The 20731-nt window shown below is 71.2% G+C and carries 23 protein-coding genes and 2 pseudogenes; 16 read left to right on the top strand and 9 right to left on the bottom strand.

Annotated features, from left to right (window positions below):
• Positions 1 to 129: 129 nt before the first annotated feature.
• Positions 130 to 1494: an NAD(P)-binding domain-containing protein gene (locus ACZ4VT_RS24755; RefSeq protein ID WP_467952760.1), complete on the bottom strand. Its 1365-nt coding sequence runs from the start codon at positions 1492 to 1494 to the stop codon at positions 130 to 132.
• A gap of 764 nt (positions 1495 to 2258) precedes the next feature.
• Between ACZ4VT_RS24755 and ACZ4VT_RS24750 the strand changes: the two genes are divergently transcribed.
• The 7 genes and pseudogenes from ACZ4VT_RS24750 (at position 2259) to ACZ4VT_RS24720 (ending at position 6713) form a co-directional block, all read left to right on the top strand.
• Positions 2259 to 2627, top strand: coding sequence for an ArsR/SmtB family transcription factor (locus ACZ4VT_RS24750; RefSeq protein WP_467952758.1), 369 nt, complete (start codon positions 2259 to 2261; stop codon positions 2625 to 2627).
• Positions 2624 to 3118, top strand: coding sequence for a GNAT family N-acetyltransferase (locus ACZ4VT_RS24745; protein WP_467952756.1), 495 nt, complete (start codon positions 2624 to 2626; stop codon positions 3116 to 3118). The genes ACZ4VT_RS24750 and ACZ4VT_RS24745 overlap by 4 nt, the downstream gene beginning before the upstream one ends.
• Before the next feature lie 20 nt (positions 3119 to 3138).
• Positions 3139 to 3387 (top strand): annotated as a pseudogene (locus tag ACZ4VT_RS24740) (CBS domain-containing protein); the annotation flags it as partial.
• Positions 3388 to 3780: 393 nt separating this feature from the next.
• Positions 3781 to 4182, top strand: coding sequence for a cofilin family protein (locus tag ACZ4VT_RS24735; RefSeq protein ID WP_467952754.1), 402 nt, complete (start codon positions 3781 to 3783; stop codon positions 4180 to 4182).
• A 224-nt stretch (positions 4183 to 4406) separates the two neighbouring features.
• Positions 4407 to 4736 (top strand): plasmid stabilization protein, encoded by a 330-nt coding sequence (locus ACZ4VT_RS24730; protein ID WP_467952753.1) that lies wholly within the window; start codon positions 4407 to 4409, stop codon positions 4734 to 4736.
• Between the two features lie 303 nt (positions 4737 to 5039).
• Positions 5040 to 6083 carry a YihY/virulence factor BrkB family protein gene (locus ACZ4VT_RS24725; RefSeq protein ID WP_467952752.1) on the top strand — a complete coding sequence of 348 codons (1044 nt, stop codon included), beginning with the start codon at positions 5040 to 5042 and terminating at the stop codon, positions 6081 to 6083.
• 60 nt (positions 6084 to 6143) lie between these two features.
• Positions 6144 to 6713, top strand: a complete 570-nt coding sequence (locus ACZ4VT_RS24720; protein ID WP_467952750.1) for a phosphatase PAP2 family protein — start codon at positions 6144 to 6146, stop codon at positions 6711 to 6713.
• A gap of 173 nt (positions 6714 to 6886) precedes the next feature.
• Here ACZ4VT_RS24720 and ACZ4VT_RS24715 read toward each other — a convergent pair whose 3' ends face one another.
• From ACZ4VT_RS24715 to ACZ4VT_RS24705, 3 genes are read right to left on the bottom strand one after another with little or no spacing between them, the layout of a single operon-like run.
• A complete protein-coding gene (locus tag ACZ4VT_RS24715; protein WP_467952748.1) occupies positions 6887 to 7933 on the bottom strand; it encodes an ABC transporter ATP-binding protein in 1047 nt (348 codons plus the stop codon).
• Positions 7930 to 9525, bottom strand: coding sequence for an ABC transporter permease (locus ACZ4VT_RS24710; protein WP_467952747.1), 1596 nt, complete (start codon positions 9523 to 9525; stop codon positions 7930 to 7932). Before ACZ4VT_RS24710 ends, ACZ4VT_RS24715 begins: the two co-directional genes overlap by 4 nt.
• A 6-nt stretch (positions 9526 to 9531) precedes the next feature.
• Positions 9532 to 10551, bottom strand: coding sequence for an iron ABC transporter substrate-binding protein (locus tag ACZ4VT_RS24705; protein ID WP_467952745.1), 1020 nt, complete (start codon positions 10549 to 10551; stop codon positions 9532 to 9534).
• 213 nt (positions 10552 to 10764) lie between these two features.
• On the opposite strand from ACZ4VT_RS24705, the gene ACZ4VT_RS24700 reads away from it, so the two are divergent.
• Both ACZ4VT_RS24700 and ACZ4VT_RS24695 read left to right on the top strand, forming a co-directional pair.
• A complete protein-coding gene (locus tag ACZ4VT_RS24700; protein ID WP_467952743.1) occupies positions 10765 to 13362 on the top strand; it encodes an AMP-binding protein in 2598 nt (865 codons plus the stop codon).
• Complete coding sequence (locus ACZ4VT_RS24695) at positions 13359 to 13856, top strand: hypothetical protein (protein ID WP_467952741.1); 498 nt, start codon at positions 13359 to 13361, stop codon at positions 13854 to 13856. Before ACZ4VT_RS24700 ends, ACZ4VT_RS24695 begins: the two co-directional genes overlap by 4 nt.
• A 6-nt stretch (positions 13857 to 13862) precedes the next feature.
• Here ACZ4VT_RS24695 and ACZ4VT_RS24690 read toward each other — a convergent pair whose 3' ends face one another.
• Positions 13863 to 14489 carry a DUF305 domain-containing protein gene (locus ACZ4VT_RS24690; RefSeq protein ID WP_467952737.1) on the bottom strand — a complete coding sequence of 209 codons (627 nt, stop codon included), beginning with the start codon at positions 14487 to 14489 and terminating at the stop codon, positions 13863 to 13865.
• 107 nt (positions 14490 to 14596) lie between these two features.
• Positions 14597 to 15037 (bottom strand): DUF6153 family protein, encoded by a 441-nt coding sequence (locus ACZ4VT_RS24685; RefSeq protein WP_467952735.1) that lies wholly within the window; start codon positions 15035 to 15037, stop codon positions 14597 to 14599.
• A gap of 71 nt (positions 15038 to 15108) precedes the next feature.
• On the opposite strand from ACZ4VT_RS24685, the pseudogene ACZ4VT_RS24680 reads away from it, so the two are divergent.
• The 3 genes and pseudogenes from ACZ4VT_RS24680 to ACZ4VT_RS24670 all read left to right on the top strand — a co-directional run.
• Positions 15109 to 15288 (top strand): annotated as a pseudogene (locus ACZ4VT_RS24680) (MFS transporter); the annotation flags it as partial.
• A gap of 148 nt (positions 15289 to 15436) precedes the next feature.
• Complete coding sequence (locus tag ACZ4VT_RS24675; protein WP_467952734.1) at positions 15437 to 15958, top strand: DUF4396 domain-containing protein; 522 nt, start codon at positions 15437 to 15439, stop codon at positions 15956 to 15958.
• 141 nt (positions 15959 to 16099) lie between these two features.
• Positions 16100 to 16510 carry a four-helix bundle copper-binding protein gene (locus tag ACZ4VT_RS24670; protein ID WP_467952732.1) on the top strand — a complete coding sequence of 137 codons (411 nt, stop codon included), beginning with the start codon at positions 16100 to 16102 and terminating at the stop codon, positions 16508 to 16510.
• A 16-nt stretch (positions 16511 to 16526) separates the two neighbouring features.
• Here the strand turns inward: ACZ4VT_RS24670 and ACZ4VT_RS24665 are convergent, their stop codons facing one another.
• Entirely contained in the window at positions 16527 to 17054 is a 528-nt protein-coding gene (locus ACZ4VT_RS24665; RefSeq protein ID WP_467952730.1) for a hypothetical protein, read from the bottom strand.
• A gap of 195 nt (positions 17055 to 17249) precedes the next feature.
• Between ACZ4VT_RS24665 and ACZ4VT_RS24660 the strand changes: the two genes are divergently transcribed.
• The 3 genes from ACZ4VT_RS24660 to ACZ4VT_RS24650 all read left to right on the top strand — a co-directional run bounded on the left by ACZ4VT_RS24660 (position 17250) and on the right by ACZ4VT_RS24650 (position 18922).
• The gene (locus tag ACZ4VT_RS24660) at positions 17250 to 17555 is read left to right on the top strand and encodes an SbtR family transcriptional regulator (protein WP_467952728.1); all 306 of its coding nucleotides are present in this window, start codon (positions 17250 to 17252) and stop codon (positions 17553 to 17555) included.
• A gap of 80 nt (positions 17556 to 17635) precedes the next feature.
• Entirely contained in the window at positions 17636 to 18079 is a 444-nt protein-coding gene (locus ACZ4VT_RS24655) for a hypothetical protein (RefSeq protein ID WP_467952727.1), read from the top strand.
• Positions 18080 to 18187: 108 nt separating this feature from the next.
• Positions 18188 to 18922, top strand: a complete 735-nt coding sequence (locus ACZ4VT_RS24650; protein ID WP_467952726.1) for a hypothetical protein — start codon at positions 18188 to 18190, stop codon at positions 18920 to 18922.
• A 162-nt stretch (positions 18923 to 19084) separates the two neighbouring features.
• Here ACZ4VT_RS24650 and ACZ4VT_RS24645 read toward each other — a convergent pair whose 3' ends face one another.
• Positions 19085 to 19372, bottom strand: a complete 288-nt coding sequence (locus tag ACZ4VT_RS24645) for a thioredoxin domain-containing protein (RefSeq protein ID WP_467952724.1) — start codon at positions 19370 to 19372, stop codon at positions 19085 to 19087.
• A gap of 336 nt (positions 19373 to 19708) precedes the next feature.
• Between ACZ4VT_RS24645 and ACZ4VT_RS24640 the strand changes: the two genes are divergently transcribed.
• Entirely contained in the window at positions 19709 to 19918 is a 210-nt protein-coding gene (locus ACZ4VT_RS24640; protein ID WP_467952723.1) for a hypothetical protein, read from the top strand.
• A 381-nt stretch (positions 19919 to 20299) separates the two neighbouring features.
• Here the strand turns inward: ACZ4VT_RS24640 and ACZ4VT_RS24635 are convergent, their stop codons facing one another.
• Positions 20300 to 20674 carry a hypothetical protein gene (locus tag ACZ4VT_RS24635; RefSeq protein ID WP_467952721.1) on the bottom strand — a complete coding sequence of 125 codons (375 nt, stop codon included), beginning with the start codon at positions 20672 to 20674 and terminating at the stop codon, positions 20300 to 20302.
• Positions 20675 to 20731: the final 57 nt, after the last annotated feature.

Raw genomic sequence — 20731 nt, 5'->3', positions numbered from 1 at the left:
GGTGGGGGGGGGGGTGAGCTGGCCAGCGGTGTTTCTCCCGCCAAACCCCCCCCCCCCCCCCCCCCCCCCCCCCCCCCCCCCCCCCCCCCCCCCCCCCCCCCCCCCCCGCCGCTTTGAAGGTCGCTCACCTCAGCAGCCGCCGGAGGAAGCGGGAACGGCGCCGATGGTGAGGGTGGCCGGGGCCGCGCAGCACCCGCCACCGGTCTCCTCTGCGGCCGCGGGCTCCTCGAAGAGGCCCGCGCCGCCGCACACGCCGGTTTCGGGGAGGGTGAGTTCGACGCGCTCGGCGGCTTCGCGGTCGCCTGCGAGGTGGGCGGCGATGGAGCGGACCTGCTCGTAGCCGGTCATGGCGAGGAAGGTGGGGGCGCGGCCGTAGGACTTCATGCCGACGAGGTAGACGTCCTTCTCCGGGTGGGAGAGCTCGTTCACGCCGTGGGGGTAGACGGTGCCGCAGGAGTGCTGGTTCGGGTCGATCAGCGGAGCCAGCTCGACCGGAGCCTGGAGGCGCTCGTCCAGGCCCAGGCGCAGCTCGCCCAGGAAGGACAGGTCAGGGCGGAAGCCGGTCAGGACGATGACCTCGTCCACCGGGTCGAGACGGTGTCCGTCCTCACCGATCAGGATCACGCGGCCCTCCCCGTCACGCTCGAAGGCGCCCGTGCGGAAACCGGTGACCGCGTCGGCGTAGCCGCCGTCGACCGCTGCCTTGGCCGCCAGGCCGAGGGCGCCGCGGGCCGGCAGCTGGTCGGCCTCGCCGCCGCCGAAGGTCGAGCCGGAGATCCCGCGGCGCAGGATCCAGGTGGCGTGAGTCCCCTGGCCGTCGTCGGACTTGGCGAGATCGGCGAGGTAGGCGAGGGTGGTGAAGGCTGAGGCGCCGGAGCCGATGACCGCGGTGCGCTTCCCGGCGTAGCGGGCGCGAACGGCGGGGTCCTTCAGGTCCGGGACCCGGTGGGTGATGCGGTCGGCGGCGGCCTTCTCGCCGAGGGCGGCGAGTCCGCTGCCGCCGGCGGGGCTGGGGGTGGACCAGGTGCCGGAGGCGTCGATGACGGCGCGTGCGAAGAGGCGGTGCTCGTGGCCGTCGGCGTTCTCGTAGTGGACGACGAAGGGCTGGGTGTCGCGGTCGGCGTCGACGATGCGGTCGCGGCCGGTGCGGGAGACGCCGGTGACGCGCGCTCCGTAGCGGACCCGCTCCCCGAGCACGTCGGCCAGCGGCTGGAGGTAGCGCTCGGCCCAGTCCCCGCCGGAGGGGTAGGTGTCCTCGGCGGGCTTGGTCCAGCCGGTCGGGGCCAGGAGCTTCTCGGCGGCCGGGTCGACGAGCTCGCCCCAGCGGGAGAACAGCCGCACGTGAGCCCACTCGCGCACGGCGGCCCCGGCGAGGGGGCCGGCTTCCAGGACGAGAGGCGTGATGTCGCGGTCGAGGAGGTGGGCGGCGGCCGCGAGTCCGGCGGGGCCGGCCCCGATGACGACGACGGGCAGCTCGGTGGTGGTCTCGCTCATGGCATGTCTCCGGGTCTTCGTGCAGGCGGGCGGGCGGGGACTTCAGCTGGTCAGCAGCAGCAGCAGCCGGCGCCGGTGGCGACGGCTTCGCGCTGGGCCTGCGGGTCGCAGCAGGTTCCGGCTGCTTCCGCGCTCTCCCTGGTGCCACAGCAGGGTGAGGACTGGGCGGGCGCCACCTCGGCGGGCTGCACGGGGGTGGGGCCGCAACAGGAACCTGCCGCCTCTGCGCGGGTCGTGCTGGTAGGGGTGACCGGCTCGTTCATGACGACTCCCGCGTGTTTCGAAGTTTGTCTATGGCTTGTGTGATCAGGATGACACCTGTATCGATAGGCGTCAACATAGACATTCATCTAATTCTTGGGGGTGGTCGTGGAGCGCGTGGTTTCCCCGGCCGGGTTCAGGGTCGTCGGCTGCCTGACCGCCTATGCCGACGGACTGCAGGCCGACATCCGCACCGGCCGGCGCGTGGTCGCGGTCCGGGTGGACGGCGCCGGGTTCACGGTCGAGCCGGAGGGTGGCGGGCGGCTGTTACCTGGCCGGACTCCACGGCGTCCTCGACCCCGCCGGACACCCCCGCCCCGCGATGGCACCTCCCTCGTCCATCCGGGCCTGGCCTTCGTCGGGCTGGAGTGGCAGCGCAGCCTGTCCTCGAACACGCTGCGCGGCGTCGGCAGGGACGCCGCCCGGGCGGCCCGCCGCCTGGCCGCACACCTGGCCGGCATCCGACCCCTGCGCACTAGTTCGATGTATGTCAACATAGACGTATGTCGAACACGAAGGTTCTGCCGCTCCTGGAGCCCGACACCGTCGCGGCCTGCTGCCCGCCGCTGAACGAGCGCCCCATGTCGGCCCAGGAGGCCGAGGTCGCCGCGAAGATGTTCAAGGCCCTGGGCGACCCCGTCCGCCTGCGCCTGTTCTCCGCCGTCGCCTCCCACGAGGGCGGAGAAGCGTGCGTCTGCGACATTTCCGACGTGGGCGTCTCCCAGCCCACCGTCTCCCACCATCTGAAGAAGCTCAAGGAAGCCGGACTGCTGTCCTCCGAGCGTCGCGGGACGTGGGTGTACTACCGGGTCGAGCCGTCCGTACTCGCCGCTATGGGCGCGCTGCTGGCCGGCGCCGCGAAGACGGCGTGACCACGGTGCGGATCGAGGCGCTGCTGCCCGGGCACGCCGAGCAGGTGCTGCGCATCTACCAGACTGGGATCGACGAGGGCAACGCGACCTTCGAGACCAAGGCTCCCGACTGGGCCGCGTTCGACAAGGCAAGGCTGCCCGACCACCGCTTCGTCGCCGTCGACGACGGTCGGGTTGTGGGCTGGGTCGCGGCGAGCGCGGTCTCGGACCGGTGCGCGTACGCGGGCGTGGTCGAGCACTCCGTGTACGTCGACCCCGTCGCGCGCGGCCGCAGCGTCGCCCGCACGCTCCTGGACGCGCTGATCTCCTCCACCGAGACCGCGGGCCTCTGGACCATCCAGTCCGGGGTCTTTCCCGAGAACACCGCCAGCCTCGCCGTCCACGCCCGGGCCGGCTTCCGGATCATCGGCACTCGCGAGCGGATCGGCCGCCACCACGGCGTGTGGCGCGACGTCGTCCTGTTGGAGCGACGCAGTCCGAACGTGGGGTGAGAGCGGTCAGGGCAAGCCAGGTCAAGGCCGGGGAGCTGGCGCGGGGGGAGGCGGTCACCATCGGCGCCGACGACGACGCTGCCGAGATCATGCGCACCATGAGCGAGCACCAGGTGCGCCGTCTGCCTGTCATCGACGGGCACCGGCTCGCCCTCTCCGCCGACTGGGACGGTCCCCGTCAAAAGGCCTCGCCCCGGAGGCCGGGGTTGGCGGGGTGTCCCGGCGATGGGCGTCCGGGCAGGGCTCCATCGCCGGGCGGCGCCACGTAGGGATGCGGGTGAGGCGACCAGCGCGGCAGACGTGTAACGCTGCCTCGCCATGGCGGTCACGCACTAGGTCGATCGAGGTTGACGATGTCCGGCAGTCGGCCCCGGGACGGAGGCCTGGCGCACCTGGAGCAGTTCGGCTGCACCCGGCGAGTGGGCGTGGTGGGATCGGCGGGTGAAGGATCCCTTTGGCTGTGACGCGCCGGCACTCCTGGCGTATTTCGGGGCAGCGGACCGTGCGGCGGCGCGCCGCGCTGTTGCTTCCCGCGCCGTCGGCGCGAGAGATCTGGTGCTGCTGCTGGACATGCTCGGCCTGCTGCCCGAGGCCGGCCCAGAACCGTCACGCCCACCAGGGTGGAAGGGTGACCCCCAGGCCCCGAGCGACGCGAGGTTTTCGTGACCAGTCCGATCGGTCTGACGGAGGTCTGCCGGGATGCCCTCGACCACCTGAGGCAGGCGCGGGAGATCAATACCGTGATCTTCCGGTTCGCGGATTCCCCGGGCGTGCCGGCGCCGGAGGTGGAAGGCAATCTGACCCATGACGAGCTGGTTTCGGCCCTGCCCGCGGACCAGGCCCGCCTGATCGTCCACGAGCTGTCCTTTGCCACCCCGCAGGGCGCACGCCGACACGAAATGCTGCTGATCCTCTGGCTGCCGGCAGACGCCGAAGCCCAGGAAGAGGCCTACACAGCGGGCTACGCCCTCCTGAAGGAGTCCCTCCCCGACGTGCACGTCCACCTCACGGCCAGACGGCAAGACCAGCTGGAGTACCGAAGGCTCGTCGCCCTCGCCGGCTGAGGACGAGCAGCGCAGACCACAGAACTCCTCGGCGCTCTCCCGCCGAACTCGGCGCGTCTGCGCCCCGGCGCGATCCGCTCGACACCGTCCCACCATGAACCGCGCGACCAGAGTCCGGCAGGGGACTGCCAGGCGGACCCCTCGTCTGGCCTGGCCGGGGGTGCGTGGTGCTCCGGCTGCGCCCAGCATGACGGTGACCCGACAGTGTCGAGAAGGGATTCGTCATGCCCAGAGGTTCCGGTCCCAAGCGTGAGCGCCAGTACGAGCACATCAAGGAATCCGGTGAGAAGCGCGGCATGTCAGAGGGCCGCGCGAAGGAGATGGCTTCCCGAACGGTGAACAAGGAACGTGCCCGCTCCGGAGAGAGCACGACAGCCGTCCGCAGCTCCACGCAGGGCAAACCCGCCTCGCAGCGGGGCGGTGAGAGGGCGCGCGGTGGAGGCGGCTCCTCGGAACGTACGAAGGACGACCTCTACCAGGAGGCGAAGAAGCGTGGCATCGAGGGCCGCTCGACGATGACGAAGCAGCAGCTCAAGAACGCCCTGGGCCACTGACCGCACGAGGTAGGGCCGCGCCTACGGCTCGGCAGCTACGCGCGTGCCCGTCATCGACGGGCACCTCCTCGTCGGGAGCATCGCCCAGGCAGACATCGCCCGCGTCGCTTCCGGCCGAGACGAGTACCGCCGCCCGAGGCATCCTCCGCCCCAGCGCCCACTTCTGTCCCATCGCCGCTACAGACGCCATGAAGGTCGATTCGGCACGCCCCGCGGATCGCCCCGCTGCCCCGCTGCCCCGCCCGGAACCGGCTGGACTTGCGGTCGGTGCATGAGACGCCCGGAAGAGGAAAGCCGCCGGGTATGACACGTACACCGAACGGAGAGCCCGGCGGCGCGCCCGAGCCGCGGGGGACGGGGCGGACTGAGGGCGCGGGACCGGATGGGCAGGTGGAAGAGCGGGCTCCGGACCGGTTGTCGCAGATGCCGAAACGCTCGTGGACGGCGACGCTTCGCGGCACGCTGAAGGAGTTCAAGGACGACGAGCTGGCCGACCGGGCCGCCGCTTTGACCTACTACGGGGTGCTGGCCCTCTTCCCGGCCCTGCTGGTGCTGGTATCGCTGCTGGGTATGGCCGGCGAGTCGGCGACCAGACAGGTGCTGGACAACCTGCAGAAGCTGACGCCCGGCTCCGCGCGCGATGTGATCAGCAATGCGGTCCAGCAGCTGCAGGGCAACGCCGGTATCGGTTCGCTCGTGGCGATCGTGGGCCTGGCGGTGGCGATCTGGTCGGCCTCCGGGTACGTCGCCGCGTTCATCCGCACCTCGAACGCCGTCTACGACATGCCCGAGGGCCGGCCGGTGTGGAAGGTGCTGCCGCTGCGGCTGGCGCTGACGATCACGCTGATGATCCTCGCGGTGGCCAGTGCCCTGATCGTGATCTTCACCGGCAGCCTGGCCCGGCAGGCGGGCGCCGCCCTCGGCATCGGGGACACCGCGATGACGGTGTGGTCGATCGCGAAGTGGCCGGTCTTGGTCCTGCTCGTCACGACCATGATCGCGATCTTGTACTGGGCCGCCCCGAACGCCAAGGGCCGCGGTTTCAAGTGGGTCACCCCCGGCAGCTTCCTGGCGCTGGTGATCTGGATGATCGCCTCGGCCGGCTTCGCGTTCTACGTCGCGAACTTCGGCTCGTACAACAAGACGTACGGCACCCTCGCCGGCGTGATCGTCTTCCTGATCTGGCTGTGGATCACCAACCTGGCCATCCTGCTGGGCCTGGAGTTCGACGCCGAACTGGTTCGCCAGCGCGCCATCGCCGGCGGCCACCCGGAAGACGAGGAGCCCTACGTCGAGCCCCGGGACACCCGGAAGTGGAGTGATGAGGACCGCCGCCGCCTGGAGTGAGAACCGTGGGGCGCGGCACTGACCGGGGAAGCGGCGAGGTGTATGGGGATCCCGGCCTCGATGCGCAACAGCGATCATCGGCTCACGCGGCAGATGGCCGCCTGGGACTCCGCCTGGGCGCGGCGATTGCTGCCGCCGATCGAGGAGGCGGCCGAGCATACGAAGTTGTGGTGGGCGGCCGCGCTGGTCATGGCAGTCAGCGGGGGCCGGCGGGGCCGCAAGGCCGCCGCCGTCGGGATCACGGCCATGGCGGTGGCGGAGCTGCTGTCCAACGGGGTCGCGAAACAGCTGGTCGAGCGGCGCCGCCCGCCCAAGGAGTGGATCCCGCACGACGGTGTCGAAGACCGGCCCGACAGCTCCTCCTTCCCCTCCGGGCACGCCGCCGCCGCTGTGGCGTTCACCGCCGCCGTCGCGCCCACGTGGCCGTGGGCTGGTGCCGCCTGCGCGGTACCGACCGTGCTGGTGGCCATCGAGCGGGTCCACAGCGGCGCGCACTACCCCTCCGATGTCGCGGCCGGCGCCGCCATCGGCCTGGCCGCGGCCATCCTTGTCCGTGCAACGCCCCGCCTGCTCATCCACCACGTGGGCTGGCCTTCAGTGGCTGAGGGTGACCGGCTGCCTGTGCGGTAGGCGCGCCGTGACAGCAGCGCGCACATCGCGACAGGGAGGGTTGCCACGGCAGCTCGTTTCGAGGTCCGCCGCCAGCCCGGCAAAGGTGAGTGCCTTGTTCTCATGAACGGGCAGGTCATCGCGACCAACGAGCATGAGCGCCGTTGGACGCCCCCGGGGCGCGGCGGGAAGCGTCACGCGGGAGTGGGGTGCAGGGTGGCTTCACCCGTCACGGTGATGCCTGTGCGTTGGCCGGGGCGGACGGGGGCCTGGCCGGGTACCCGTACGTCGATGGGCGCGTCCACGCCGTCGACGGCGACGGTGACCATGGCGTCGTGGCCGTAGAAGCGCGTCTCCGTGACCATGCCGGCTGCCTCCGCCGAAGCGGTGTCGGTGAGGTGGAGTTGTTCGGGGCGGAGGAGCACGACTCCCTGGCTGAGCCCGCCCGGTGGGTTCGTGAGGGGGATGCGGCCGAGGGCTGTGGTCGCCGACTGGTTGTCCGCCGTGCCGGAGACGAGTACCGCGTCACCGACGAAGGCGGCGACCCAGGGGTCGGCGGGGCGGCGGTAGACCTCGTGGGGCGTGTCGCACTGGGCGACCTTCCCGTTGCGGACGACGGCGACCAGGTCGGCGGTGGAAAGTGCCTCCTGCTGGTCGTGGGTGACAAGCAGGGCCGTGGATCCGGTCGCGTGCAGGGCGGCGCGTACGTCGGTCCGCACGCCGGTGCGCAGGGCGGCGTCGAGGGCGTTGAACGGCTCGTCGAGGAGGACCAGAGCGGGTTTCGGTGCCAGGGCCCGGGCCAGGGCGATGCGCTGCTGCTGGCCGCCGGACAGCTCGTGCGGCATGCGGTCGCCGTAGCCCGCGAGGCCGACGAGTTCGAGCATCTCCTCGGTGCGGCGTCGGCGCGCGGCCCGGTCAAGATCCGTCAGGCCGAAGGCGACGTTGTGGGCCACGCTGAGGTGGGGGAAGAGCGCGCCTTCCTGCGGCACGATGCCGATGCGGCGGCGCTCGGGCGCCAGGTGGACTCCGGGGCCGGAGAGTGTGCGTCCGCCGAGGGTGACGGTGCCCACGTCGGCGCGCAGGAATCCGGCGATGATGCGGAGCAGTGTGGTCTTGCCGCAGCCGGAGGGGCCGAGTACGGCGGCCAGTGCGCCGCCGGGGACGGTCAGGTCGAGTGCGTCGAGGACCGGCCCGCCGGGGCCGTACGCCTTGCCCAGTCCGGTGATCTGAAGGTCGGTCATGTGCGGTGCCTTCCGAGGAGGTAGGACGGGATGGCGGCCAGCAGGATCAGCGCGGCTGCGTAGGGCGCGGCGGCGGCGAAGGATCCGGTACCGGTCTCCGTCCACAGGCGGGTGGCCAGGGTGTCCATGCCGGTGGGGCGCAGCAGGAGGGTGGCCGGCAGCTCTTTCATGCACACGACGAAGGTGAGGGCTGCTCCGGCTGCGACTCCGGGGGCGGCCAGCGGCACGGTCACCTCGCGCAGCACCTTCAGCGGGGAGCGGCCGAGGGAGCGTGCGACGTCTTCCAGGACGGGCGGGGACTGGAGTACGGCGGCGCGGGTGCCGGCGACGGCTACGGGCAGGAAGAGCACGGCGTAAGCGAAGACCAGCAGCGGGAGTTCCTGGTAGATCGGTTCGGCGTAGCGGACCGCGAAGAAGACCAGGGACAGGGCCACGGTGATGCCCGGAAGGGCGTGGCCGGCGTAGGCAGACTGTTCCAGCAGCTGAGCGGTCCGGCCGCGGTAGCGCGCGGCGATCACGCCGACCGGCAGGGCGAGCAGGGTGGTGAGGGCCGCGCCCGCGGCGGCGACGCCGAGGGTGGTGGCGGCGGTGTCGAGGAGTGTGGAGGGGTCCCAGGTCGCGGAGTTGCCGACGGCCAGCCAGTAGCCGAGCGTCGCCAGCGGGGTGAGGACGGCGGCGCCGGTGACCACCGCGCACCAGGTCAGAGCTGGCACCCGCCACAGGCCCAGCTCGGCGGGGACGGCGGGGCGCGCTGTACCGCCGCCTGTCCTGGCGTGGCCGGCACGGCCCCGGGTCCGCGCCTCGGCGAAGACCAGGGCGATCGTCACCACCACGAGGACGACGCTGAGCGCGGCGGCCGGGGTGCGGTCGAAACTGGCCCGGTAGGAGGTGTAGATGCCGCGGGTGAAGGTGTCGTAGCGCATCAGCGACACGGCGCCGAAGTCGGAGAACACGTACAGCGCGACGAGTACCGCCCCGCCTGCGGCCGCGGGCCGCAACTGCGGCAGCGTCACCCGCAGGAAGGTCTTCAGCGGCCCGTGGCCGAGCGAGCGGGAGACCTCCTCCTGCGCCGGATCGGTACCCCGCAGGGCGGCGGTGACCGGGAGATAGACGTACGGGAAGCTCACCAGCGTCAGCGCGAGGGCCGACCCGGTGAAGCCGGCCAGTTCCGGGAAGGCGGACAGCCAGGCGAACGCGGCGACGTAGCTCGGCACGGCCAGCGGCAGGGTGACCACCACCGACCATGCGCGGGCGCCGGGCAGGTCGGTCCGTACGGTCAGCCAGGCCAGCGATACGCCCACAACCAGGCAGGCCGAGACGACCACGGCGGCCAGTGCGAGGCTGCGGCCGAGCAGTTGGGCGGTGCGCTCGTCGGCGATGACGTCCCAGGCGAAGGCCGGGCCGCGCTCCAGGGAGCGGACGGCGAGGTAGCCGAGCGGGAGCAGGGCGAACACGGCGGCGACGGCCGCAGGAACGAGCAGGATGGTGGGTGGCCGGCGTCCGGCGCGCCACCGCCCGGTCGGCGCGGTGGCGCCGGCCGGGCGGTGGGCAGGGGCCGGATCCGTCGGCGTGACGGGATCCGTGGAGGGCATGAGGGGTCAGACCATCCCGGCTTCCTGGAGCATCTTCAGGGTCTCCTGAAGAGATTCCAGCTTTCCAAGGTCGATCTTCGGGGCGTCCAGGGAGGCCAGCGGCGGCAGGCCCGTGACCGTGCTGGTCACGCCGGCGGCCAGCGGGTATTCCTTGGTGTCGTCGGCGAAGTACTTCTGCGCCTTCTCGGAGAGCAGGAAGTCGACGGCCTTCTGGGCGGCAGGTGCCTGGTCGCTGCCCTTGACGATGCCGACGCCGGCGGTGTTGACGAGGGCGCCGGGGTCGCCGCCGGGAAGGAAATGGATCTTCGCCTTGACCTTGGCCTCGCCCTTCTCGGCGACCTGCTCGTACCAGTAGTAGTGGTTGATCAGGCCGAGGGAGACCTCGCCCTTGCCGACGCCGTCCAGGACCTTCAGGTTGTTCTCGTACACCTTCGGTTCGTTGGCCTTCAGGCCCTTCAGCCAGGCCCGGGTGGCGTCGTCGCCTTCCAGGACGCGCATCCCGGTGACGAAGGCCTGGAAGGAGGCGTTGGTCGGGACGTAGCCGATCTTGCCCTTCCATTCCGGCTTGACCAGGTCGTGCACGCTGTCGGGAACCTTGGTGACCTTGCCCGGGTTGTAGGCGAGGACGCGGACGCGGCCGGAGGTGCCCACCCAGTCACCGGCGCCCCCGCGGAATCCGGCGTCCACCTTGTCGAGGGATGCCTGGGGAAGCTTTTCCAGCAGCCCCTTGGTGGACAGGGCCCCGAGAGCGCCGGCGTCCTGGGAGAAGAACAGGCCGGCCTTGGTCTTGCCGCCCTCCTCCTGGATCTGCGCGGCGAGTTCGGCGCTCTCGCCGTAGCGGACGGCGACCGTGGTGCCGACGGCCTTCTCCAGTTCGTCCAGGAGGGGCTTGACCAGCTTCTCGTTGCGGCCGGAGTAGATGACGAGCCCTGCGTCGTCCTCGTCGACACCGCAGCCTGCGACGGCGGGGAGGAGAAGTGCCGCCGCGAAGAGCGCGGTCAAGCGTCGGACCAAGGGGCGTCGCATGGGAAGCCTTCCTGCAAGGGCAGCGGAGAACCGGGAACACCCCATAAGTAAGGTAAAGCTAACCTAAGGTCAAGAGTGACGCACGCAACAAATCGACCGGCCCGCGGATCGGCGGAGCCGACCCTACCGCTTATTTTCCTGTGGATCTTCAATGGGCCACTTGTGACTTTCCTGTGACTGTCCGGCGAGGTAAGCCTTTCCTAAGATGCGCCCGTGACAGTCCTCCCCGACCAGCTTCCAGGCGCCAAGTCCGTCCCGTTCGCCCACGGCCTCGCCGCCCACGGCGACCGGACCGCCGTCATCACGGCCGACGGCCCGGTCAGCTACGTCGAGCTGGCCGCGCGCGTGGACAGGGCGGCCCGCCGCCTCGGCAGGGAGCGCCGTCTGGTCCTGCTGGTCGGTGCCAACACCCTCGATGCCCTCGTCGTCCACCTCGCCGCCCTCGCGGCCGGCCACCCCCTCCTCCTGGTGCCGGGCGACCACCCCGAAGCAGTCAAGTCCCTGATCGAGGCGTACGATCCGGACGTCGTGGCCCGCCCCGAAGGCGGGGACATGCTGATCGAGGAGCGGCGCGCGGTCTCGGCGCACGCGTTGCATCCGGACCTCGCTCTGCTGCTCAGCACCTCCGGTTCGACCGGATCGCCGAAGCTCGTCCGGCTGTCGCACGAGAACCTCCAGGCCAACACCGAGTCCATCGCGCAGTACCTGGACATCCGGGACACCGACCGCGCCGCGACCACCCTGCCCCTGCACTACTGCTACGGCCTGTCCGTCGTCCACAGCCACCTCCTGCGCGGCGCCGGACTGATCCTGACCGACCTGTCGGTCGCGGACACCTGCTTCTGGGAGCTCTTCAAGGCCGCGCGGGGGACGTCCCTGGCCGGGGTTCCGTACACCTTCGACCTGCTCGACCGGGTCGGCTTCGCCGACATGGAACTGCCCCACCTGCGCTATGTCACCCAGGCCGGCGGCCGCCTGGCTCCCGACCAGGTCCGGCGCTACGCCGCACTCGGCCGCGCCGCCGGCTGGGAGCTCTTCGTGATGTACGGCCAGACCGAGGCGACGGCCCGCATGGCCTACCTGCCGCCGCACCTCGCAGAATCCCGCCCCGAGGCAGCGGGAATCGCCATCCCCGGCGGCTCCTTCCGCCTCCACCCCTTGCCCGAGCGCCCCGAAGACAACACCGGCGAACTGGTCTATTCAGGCCCCAATGTCATGCTCGGCTACGCCCACACATCCGGCGACCTCGCCCTGGGCCGGACCGTGCACGAACTCCACACCGGCGACATCGCACGCCGCACCCCCGACGGGCTCTACGAAATCCTCGGCCGGAGCAGCCGCTTCGCGAAAATCCTCGGCCTGCGCATCGACCCCGGGCAGGTCGAGGCGATGCTCGCACGGCACGACACCACCGCCCTGTGTACCGGCGACGACGAGGCCCTGTATGTCGTAGCGGTCGGTGCCCTCGACTCAGAAGCCCGAACGACAGGCAGGCTCGTGGCCAAAGAGTGCGGTCTGCCGGCCCGTGCGGTCCGCGTCCGTATCCTCCCGGACCTTCCCCGCCTGCCCACGGGCAAGCCCGATTACCACGCTGTCCGCGAACTGTGCCGCCAGGCGCCGGACACCGCCACCGGCCCCAGGGCCACCCCGGACGGCATCCCGGAAAGCCTCTGCCTGCTCTATGCGAGAGTTCTCGACCGCACGGACGTGACGGAGGACAGCTCGTTCGTCAGCCTGGGCGGAGACTCGCTCTCGTACGTCGAGATGTCGATCCACCTCGAAGAGCGACTCGGCCACCTGCCGGCCAACTGGCACACGACACCGATCCGGGACCTCCGCCAGCCTGAGCAGACGGTTACCTCCTCCCGCAAGCGGGCGTTGGAGACCAGCGTCGCGCTCCGCGCCCTGGCGATCTTCTGCATCGTCGGATCCCATATCCATGTCTTCGGCATCAAGGGAGGGGCGCACGTCCTCCTCGCGGTCGCCGGATACAACTTCGCCCGCTTCCACCTCACCGCCGCAAAACGGCGCGTACGCGTACGCCGGGTCTGGACCGGCATCGCCCGCGTCGCACTGCCGAGCATGGCCTGGATCGGCCTGATCCTCCTCCTCAACGACGACTACACGCTCGCCAACCTCTTCCTGCTCGACAGTGTCCTCGGGCCGCAAGACCTCAAGACCGGGATGCAGTTCTGGTTCATCGAGGCCCTCGTCTACATCCTGATCGCCGCCGTCGCGGTCCTCGGCCTCCCGGCCGTGGACCGTGCTGAGCGCCGGTTCCCGTACGCCCTGCCCCTGGCCCTCGCCGGCCTGGGGCTGCTCACGCGCTACGACCTCGTCGGCCTGCCGGACCGCGAGCAGATACCCGACGCGATCACCGTCTTCTGGTTGTTCGCCCTCGGCTGGGCGGCGGCGAAGGCCACCACCGTGCGACAGCGCCTGCTGGTCACCGCAGCGGCCCTGGCCACCGTGCCGGGCTTCTTTCCCGGCGACCCGGGACGCGAAGCGATCATCATGGCCGGCTTCGCGCTTCTGGTGTGGGTGCCCACCGTCCCCAGCCGCGAGCGCCTCAACCAACTGGCAGGTCTCCTCGCGACCAGCTCCCTGTACATCTACCTGACCCACTGGCAGATTTTCCCACTCATCGACGGGTTCTCCCGGCACCTGGCGTTCCTCGCCTCGCTCCTCTTCGGCATCGCCTACGCGACGGGCGTCGCACGCCTGACGAGAGTGCTGCGCGGATCGCTTACCGTCCGGGGCCTGGCTCACACCCCGTTCATCGGCAGTCGAGGATTGCGCCGAGGCAGGTGAGCGGCCGGCGCGAGCAGCAGCTCCTGCGGGGCGAAGGCACGGTCGCCGGCAACCGCCGGCAGGTCGTCCTCGGCCTGCTGGAGGCGCTGCCGGCGGCGGTGGTGGGGCTGGCGATGACTCGTCCGCCAGCCGCACAGCACACCCGGGAGGGGTTCCAGCTGGACTCGTGGACGGCGTCACTGGTGTCGGAGGCCAGGAGGCGGGTGGGGCTGGCCGCAGTCAGTACGGCCGGCCGTGCGCCTTTGGGGAGGCGGCCGCGCTCGGTCCAAGGACGTGCCGTCGCTGCCGGTCAGGATGGTGCTGGCGGCCAGCGCGCTCAGGAAGCCGCCGAGGTGCCCGGCGGCGTAGAGGGTGCCGTCGGCCGGGTCGACGCCGAGACCGTGCAGGTGCCCGGATGGTCATGGCTGAGGTCCAGAACGCTCGAAGGGGAAGAAAGGCTGTCCGGCCCGGGTGCGGGCAGCCGTTGCCGGCTCCCCGCACCCGAGGTGTGCTGATGCGGCTCAGCTCTTCCCGAGGAGGGCGTTCATCCGGGCGATCTCCGCGCTCTGGGACGTGATGATCTGACCGGCCATGCCCTTGGCGGGCTGGTAGGCGCCCTCGGCCTGTTCGGTCTTGGCCATGGCCACGGCACCTTCGTGGTGCTTGACCATCAACGTCAGGAAGGCGGTGTCGAACGCCTTGCCCGAGGAGGCTTCCAGCTGCTTCATCTCCTCGCCCGTCATCATCCCGGACATGTCGTGCCCCTCGTGGCCGGCGCCCTCTGCCGGGACCTGCTCGCCCCAGGAGGTCAGCCAGCCGGACAGGGTCTTGATCTCCGGGTCCTGAGCCTTCTTGATCTCATCGGCCAGCTTCTTCACCTCGGCCGACTCGGCGCGCGTCGCGGCGAGGTCGGCCATCTCGACGGCCTGACGGTGATGGGGAATCATCCCCTGGGCGAAGGCGGTGTCGGCGGAGTTGTGGTCGCCCTGCTGCGCGGGGGCGGAGGCGGACGGGGAGGCGGCGTTGTGCCCGTTGTGGGCCGAGCCGCTGTCATCGCCGTTGCCGCCGCAGGCGGCGAGGACGAGGGCGGCGGTGGCAGCCGCGGCCACGGCGGCAGCGCGGCGGATCAGGGAACGCTTGGTGCTCATGGTGCAACTCCTGCTGTGCGGCACGCGCGCGTCGGCGGGCGTGCGGAAGTAAGGCGGGGCCGAGAGGCTGGCCGGCCCTTGGGAGGCCGGGCATGCCAGGGGCCGCCCTATATGCGCAGGAGTTGCAGTTCGCTCAGGGACGGCGGTGCCCGTCCGCAGGCGGTGGCGCCGGGGATGACGCCGTGCGCCAGGACCGTCTGGGCCTCGGCGTGGCCGGGCAGGACCGCGGGCGCGGGCAGAACCGGGGCGCCGGCCGTGCCGGTGGCGGCGCACGTCGCATCGGCGTGCTCGGCGTGTCCGCCGCCTCCGTTGCCGGCCGGATCGTCGGCATGGACGCACCCGTCCCGGCACGCGACACCGTCGGCGATCGCCTTCTCGTGGCCGACGGCCGACGCGTGGTGCGAAATCGCCGCCGCGTGTGCGGCGGCCGCCATGGGGGCGGGCCCCAGGCCGTGCATGGCCACCAGCCCCGCCAGAACGACCAGAACAAGGAGCAGGGAGGAGCGCAGCCCGAAGGGCTTCACCGCTCGCACCACCTGACCGTCCATGCCCGCATCGTAAGCGGCTCCCTCCGCGGGCGGCGAGGCGAGGGCCCGAACGCCAACCCCCTTTGAGGGACGTGGCCGGCTGGAGCGTCCTGATCGCCGGCTCCTCGTGGCCGCGGCCGCACAAAGCGCCTGGGCGGAGGTCGCAGGCCGGGCCGTGCAGGGGGTGGGCGGCGCGCTGATCGCCCCTGCCTCGATGACCCTGCTGATGATGCTCCCTCGGCCACAGCCCGAAGGAGCTGGGCAAGGCCCTCCCCACGCAGCGGCACAGAGGCAAGGAGCAAGGCTCCCGCCCGATGGAGGAACCAAGAACCCTCTTGCATATACCCCCAGGGGGTATACGGTGGTGGGTGTGAGTCCGCGGGCGCGGGGTCACACTGGACGGGATTGGGGATGACGGTCATGGACCACAGCGCACACCACACAGCCGCCGCGCACGACCACGCCGCGCACCAGGCGCACGCCGGTCACGCCGGGCATCAGAGGGGCAAGGTGACGTGGGGGGCCGCGGCGAAGGCGACGCTGCACTGCCTGACCGGCTGTGCGATCGGTGAGATCCTCGGCATGGTCATCGGCACCGCCCTGATGTGGGGCAACGTCCAGACGATGATCCTGGCGATCACCCTGGCGTTCGTCTTCGGCTACTCGTTCACCTTGTTCGCGGTCCGCAAGGCCGGCCTGGACTTCAAGACGGCTGTGAAGGTGGCGCTGGCCGCTGACACCGTCTCGATCGCGGTGATGGAGCTCGTCGACAACGGGATCATCGCCCTGGTCCCCGGGGCGATGGACGCCCACCTGTCGGACGCGCTGTTCTGGACGGCGCTGCTGGGCGGCTTCGCCGTGGCCTTCGCGATCACGACGCCGGTGAACAAGTGGATGATCGGCCGCGGCAAGGGCCACGCCGTCGTCCACGCCTACCACTGACCGCAGCCGTGCGGCCCCGCGTCCGGCCGCACCTCACGGTGCGGCCGGGCGCCTACGCGTCTGGAGGTGCTGGCTGGAGGTACCGGGGCCTTGGCGGCCGCCCCGGATCGCCGGCCCCGCGGGGGAACGGAGGCGCCGACGATGTCCAGCACCGTCAAAGACATGCTCGCCACCTACCCGGCCGACCTCGGCGACATCGACCAGGCCACACTCACTCGCTGCATCGAGGAGTGCATCGCCTGCGCACAGGCGTGTACGGCGTGCGCTGACGCCTGCCTGTCCGAAGGCATGGTCGGCGATCGCGCCAAGTGCATCCGCACCGACATGGACTGCGCCGACATCCGCACCACCACCGCCGCGGTCCTCTCCCGCCACACCGGCTACGACGCCCACATCACCGCCGCGATCCTCAAGGCGCGCTCCGTGGTCTGCAAGGCGTGCGGCGACGAATGCGGACGCCACGCGGACATGCACGAGCACTGCCGCCTCCGCGCCGAAGCGTGCCGCTCCTGCGAACAGGAGTGCAACGAACTCCTCGGCGCACTCGGCTGACGGACCCGGGGGCCAGTCAGCGCGGCCGCGGGATCTGCCGGCGCTGGCGGCGGCGCCCGTAGCGGGTCACCCCGCGCGGCTTGAACACCGACAAGGCGGCGGCCGTGAGCAGGACCAGCAGGGCCGCGGCCGCGTCCGCGATCAGCTGGACGCGCATGCCCTCCAGCTCGCCGCCCGCAAGGGCCGCCCGGGCGGCCGCGTCCGCGAGGTGACCGACCGGCTGCATGTGGACCAGCAGCAGAACGGTCGCGACGACAGTGATCAGGAGCTTCGCGATGACCCAGTAGTGGCGCAGCAGCCCCCACACCGTGCCGAGCGACTGCACCAGTCCGGTCAGCAGGCAGGCAGCACTGAACGGGACGATCACGCACCAGCCGACCACGTCCATGGCCAGGTAGGCGCCCCGCACCGTCTGGGGCGCGCCGCTGGTCAGACCTGCCACGGCCAGGGCGAGGAACGCCGCTACCGCGCCCAGCCAGCCGACCGACGCGGTCACGTGAAGTGTGAGGGCCAGCTTGCGCAGCCGAGGCGGGAACGGGCTCATGACCCGTGCCCCGCCATGCCGCCGCCGGCCAGGTGCACGACCACGAACACCACGATCAGCGCGATCGCGACTGGTCGGCCGCGCGACGCTCTACAAGTACTTCCCCGACGTCGAGGCGGTGCTGCTGGCCTGGCATGAGCGCCAGGTCACTGCCCACCTCCAGCAACTCGCGGTCATCCGCGACCAGACCGGCACGTGCAGCGCCTGCACGCCGTCCTGGAGGCGTACGCGGGCATCGCGCGGCAGCGGCACGGCGGTGAACTCGCCGCCCTCCTGCACCAGGGCGAGCACGTCACCCATGCCGAGCGGCACCTGCACGGCATGCTCCAGCACCTCATCGCCGAAGCAATCGAAGCCCGCGACCTGCGCTGCGACGTCCCACCCGCCGAGCTCGCCCAGTACTGCCTGCACGCCCTGACCGCCGCGGCCACCCTCAGCTCCCAGACCGCGGTGACCCGCCTGGTCGCCGTCACCCTCGACGGCCTGCGCCCGGTTCCCTGAACCCGCCCGGGCCGCCGCTTCGTGTGATCGACACCGGGGTCACCGGCGAGCGCCTCCCGGCCGCCGGATAGGGTCACGGCGTGATCACGGCCCGCCCAGCCTTCAACACGACGCGGACCCGCCATCCGGCGGGCCCGCTGCGGCTGCTGTGGCTGACCGTGCTGCTGCTCGCGTTCCTCTACGCCCACGCCGCCGGCGCCGACAGCGCCACCGCGCACATCACCGGCGGCGCCGTGGCGGTCCCCCATCTGGCGACCGCCGGCGCCGGCGACCTCCCTCCCCACGACACCCAACAGCCCGACCGCCACGACGGCGACGCCGACGGCGGCCACTCGCACCCCGCGGAGGCGTGCGCCACCGGACACCCGCAGCAGGGCCACGACCTGCCCGGCCCGCACCAGACTGCCGTCATCGTGCGGACTGCCGCCTTCGCCGCGATGACACCGCAGCAGTGGATCCAGATCCCGCCCTGCGGTCTACCTCCCTCGCACAGTTCCCTCGGTTCAGTGGTGCAGCAGGTGTAGTCCCGGGCCCTTTGCCCCGATCTGCCCTGACTCTCATCGCCGCCCCGGACCGCCGCTACCGCGGCCGGCCGGGTGATGAGCCACGCACCCACCCCAAGGAACCCGCACATGGCATCCGCCCAGCTCCTCGACGCGCACACCCCGCAGACCCCGCAGACCCCGCCGGAAGCTCCCGCTGCCGGGCGGGCCGCGCGGCGCAAAGCCCAGTCCTCCCGCAAGCGTTCGCTGGCCGCCCGCTACCTCGGCTACGTCGGCTACTTCGTCGGCGCCGGCCTCATCAGCGGCGCCGTCGTCCACCACCCCCTCGACCCCGACCGCTACACCCGCATAGCCGCCTACGGTGCGCTCGTCTTCCTCGCCGCGACCGTCCTCAACGAGTTCCTCCTTACCCGCGAACGCCCCGGACCGGCGCGCATGCTCGTCGTGATCGGCTCCTCGCTGCTGCTGTCCTTCGGCATCGGCATGCTCAGCGGCGGGCTCCAGCACTTCGACGACTTCCCCGCCCGCGGCGCCGTCCTCGTACCCGCCGGCATCGTCGTCTCCTTCGTCGCCTACGTGATCAAAGACGCCGACACCTCCACCCGCCGCATCTTCAGCGTCCTGGGCCTGACCGTTCTCGCGGTCGCGGCCCTCGCCTTCTTCGGCCTGCGCGAAATAGCGGCGTCCATGGAGGCCACGCCCGGCGGCGGCCACAGCCACGGCAACGCCAAAGAACCCGCCGCAGACGACCACACCCCAACCACCGGCTCCTCCCCGACCGACGACCCCGCGCCCCACACCTCCCCCCGGCCCCTTCCCACCTCCACGGCCCCTGCACACCACGACGGACACGCCGGTCACTGACCCGCCAGGCCACGAGCAGTACGCCAAGACGCAGGGGCAGGGGCCAGCGGCGCATGCCGCCACCGTGCCGCACAAGCCCCGCAGGGCGCCCCTGACGGCCCTCTGTGCCCGATGAGGGGTCAGGTGGAACGCCTGCTGGACACACGGTGGCGGATCCGATCGCTACCCCTGCGCTGTGCGCTCCTTGGAGATCAAGTGGTCAGTCACCTCCAGGACGCCCTCGGAACCGCGGGCCGTTCCGAGGTCGAAGCGGTATTTGCCGTTGACGACCATCGAGGGGGTGGCGACGATCTCGTACTTCTTGGTCAGTGCCCTGGCCTGGTTCGCCTGGCCCTTGATGGCGAAGGAGTTGTGGATGGCGTCGAAGACGGAAGCGTGGACCTTGCCCTCCGCGCCCATGGCTTCGAGGGTCAGGAACATCTGCCCGTGGGCGTCCTGGGCGCCGAGCATCGCCGGGGACCCGGCGGAACGCCACGTCGTTGGGGAGCTTCTCGGCCCACGGGGCCACTGGGGGCTCGAAGCGATGGGTGTGCGGGCAGCCGTACCAGAACGCCTGCACCACTTCGATCTTGCCCGGCGCCGCCATGGTGGCCCCCATCTGTCGTGTGATCGGAATGGCCCTACCGCTGTAGGGGCCGGAGGCGCCACGCACCGGTTCCGCCTCGATGACCCGTGGCTGGCCCTGGCCGACGACGCGGCAGGCGATCGGGATCGGGAGGCCTACGCCTCACGCTGGCGTGGCCTGCCGGCCTGCGGGGCACCGCCGCCTCGGGGCCGGCGGGCGGGGTGGTCCACCACGGCGTCGCGTACGCGGGTCCGGGCGAGGCCTGCGTCTGCGCGCGGCACGACTGCGGCGGCGTGGTGCCCGTCCCCTGGTGCGCCGAGCACGGCGACGCGGTGGCGCCGGTGGTGGAGTGGCACCCCGGCGGCGGGATCCGCTGCACCGACCTGTCCCGGTCACGCCGCCTCGCGGCCGTCGCTGGGCGGGCAGACTGACCGTCATGACGGATGACGAGAAGGCCGACGTCCTGCGCGATGCCATCGAGGCCTACCTGCCGATGGCTCTGTACACGAGATCGGGAGTCATTTGTCGACGGCTCCGGGAGTCACGGCGTAGCCCAGCATCTTGATCAATGTCGATGAGTTCGGGAGTCACTCATGGCCCGGCGAAGGGCTGGAGGGCCATTCACGGGGCGAAGTCCCGAAGCCGCCCTGCGCCGTGACGGGGGAGCGGTTTCGTGGTTCCGGGGAGGGACGGCCGCTGCGACTGCCCCGACGGCCTGACAGCACGCGCGGAGCGAATCCCGTCGACTCACTCCTGAGACGACGGGATTCGCGATCCGCCATCGTGGTCGACGTCGAGGCAGGACGCGCTCCCTACGGGGCGGTGACCACGTCCACGTTGGTGACCTTGGCGCAGATGGCGTAGGCCCTGAGCTTGCCCGCGGTGTTGGGGTCCATGTTGGTGGCGTAGGCCCACCACTGCTGGTTGCCGTTCGGGAAGCTGGAGACGAGCTTGTAGTTCTGGGTGTAGGAGTTCCCGGACGTCACATTGGCTCCGCCGCCCGTGAGGGTTTCCCCGGCAGGGCAGCTAGCGGAGGCCGACGCGTTGCCGGCGAAGCTGCCGGTGGCCGGGGGAATCGTGACCTCGGGCCCCTGCACGATGCGCAGGTCCGAGTCGGCGTGTGCGATTCCGGCCGTACCGCACATCATCGTGACAGCCGCCGCGGCCACAAGGGCTTTCTTCAGCACAGAATTCTGCTTTCGCTGGTCCTGGTGAGACAGCTCACGCCTCATACGTGAACGTGC

It is taken from the genome of Streptomyces sp. NPDC029164 (genome assembly GCF_055563995.1).
This window is presented reverse-complemented; position numbering and strand designations above follow the sequence as displayed.

What these genes read in the sequence shown, in the direction of transcription:
- ACZ4VT_RS24755 (WP_467952760.1), bottom strand. Translation starts at nt 1,494, where the DNA reads ATGAGCGAGACCACCACCGAGCTGCCCGTCGTCGTCATCGGGGCCGGC.
- ACZ4VT_RS24750 (WP_467952758.1), top strand. Translation starts at nt 2,259, where the DNA reads ATGTCGAACACGAAGGTTCTGCCGCTCCTGGAGCCCGACACCGTCGCG.
- ACZ4VT_RS24730 (WP_467952753.1), top strand. Translation starts at nt 4,407, where the DNA reads ATGCCCAGAGGTTCCGGTCCCAAGCGTGAGCGCCAGTACGAGCACATC.
- ACZ4VT_RS24725 (WP_467952752.1), top strand. Translation starts at nt 5,040, where the DNA reads ATGACACGTACACCGAACGGAGAGCCCGGCGGCGCGCCCGAGCCGCGG.
- ACZ4VT_RS24720 (WP_467952750.1), top strand. Translation starts at nt 6,144, where the DNA reads ATGCGCAACAGCGATCATCGGCTCACGCGGCAGATGGCCGCCTGGGAC.
- ACZ4VT_RS24715 (WP_467952748.1), bottom strand. Translation starts at nt 7,933, where the DNA reads ATGACCGACCTTCAGATCACCGGACTGGGCAAGGCGTACGGCCCCGGC.
- ACZ4VT_RS24710 (WP_467952747.1), bottom strand. Translation starts at nt 9,525, where the DNA reads ATGCCCTCCACGGATCCCGTCACGCCGACGGATCCGGCCCCTGCCCAC.
- ACZ4VT_RS24705 (WP_467952745.1), bottom strand. Translation starts at nt 10,551, where the DNA reads ATGCGACGCCCCTTGGTCCGACGCTTGACCGCGCTCTTCGCGGCGGCA.
- ACZ4VT_RS24690 (WP_467952737.1), bottom strand. Translation starts at nt 14,489, where the DNA reads ATGAGCACCAAGCGTTCCCTGATCCGCCGCGCTGCCGCCGTGGCCGCG.
- ACZ4VT_RS24685 (WP_467952735.1), bottom strand. Translation starts at nt 15,037, where the DNA reads ATGGACGGTCAGGTGGTGCGAGCGGTGAAGCCCTTCGGGCTGCGCTCC.
- ACZ4VT_RS24675 (WP_467952734.1), top strand. Translation starts at nt 15,437, where the DNA reads ATGGACCACAGCGCACACCACACAGCCGCCGCGCACGACCACGCCGCG.
- ACZ4VT_RS24670 (WP_467952732.1), top strand. Translation starts at nt 16,100, where the DNA reads ATGTCCAGCACCGTCAAAGACATGCTCGCCACCTACCCGGCCGACCTC.
- ACZ4VT_RS24665 (WP_467952730.1), bottom strand. Translation starts at nt 17,054, where the DNA reads ATGAGCCCGTTCCCGCCTCGGCTGCGCAAGCTGGCCCTCACACTTCAC.
- ACZ4VT_RS24650 (WP_467952726.1), top strand. Translation starts at nt 18,188, where the DNA reads ATGGCATCCGCCCAGCTCCTCGACGCGCACACCCCGCAGACCCCGCAG.
- ACZ4VT_RS24645 (WP_467952724.1), bottom strand. Translation starts at nt 19,372, where the DNA reads ATGCTCGGCGCCCAGGACGCCCACGGGCAGATGTTCCTGACCCTCGAA.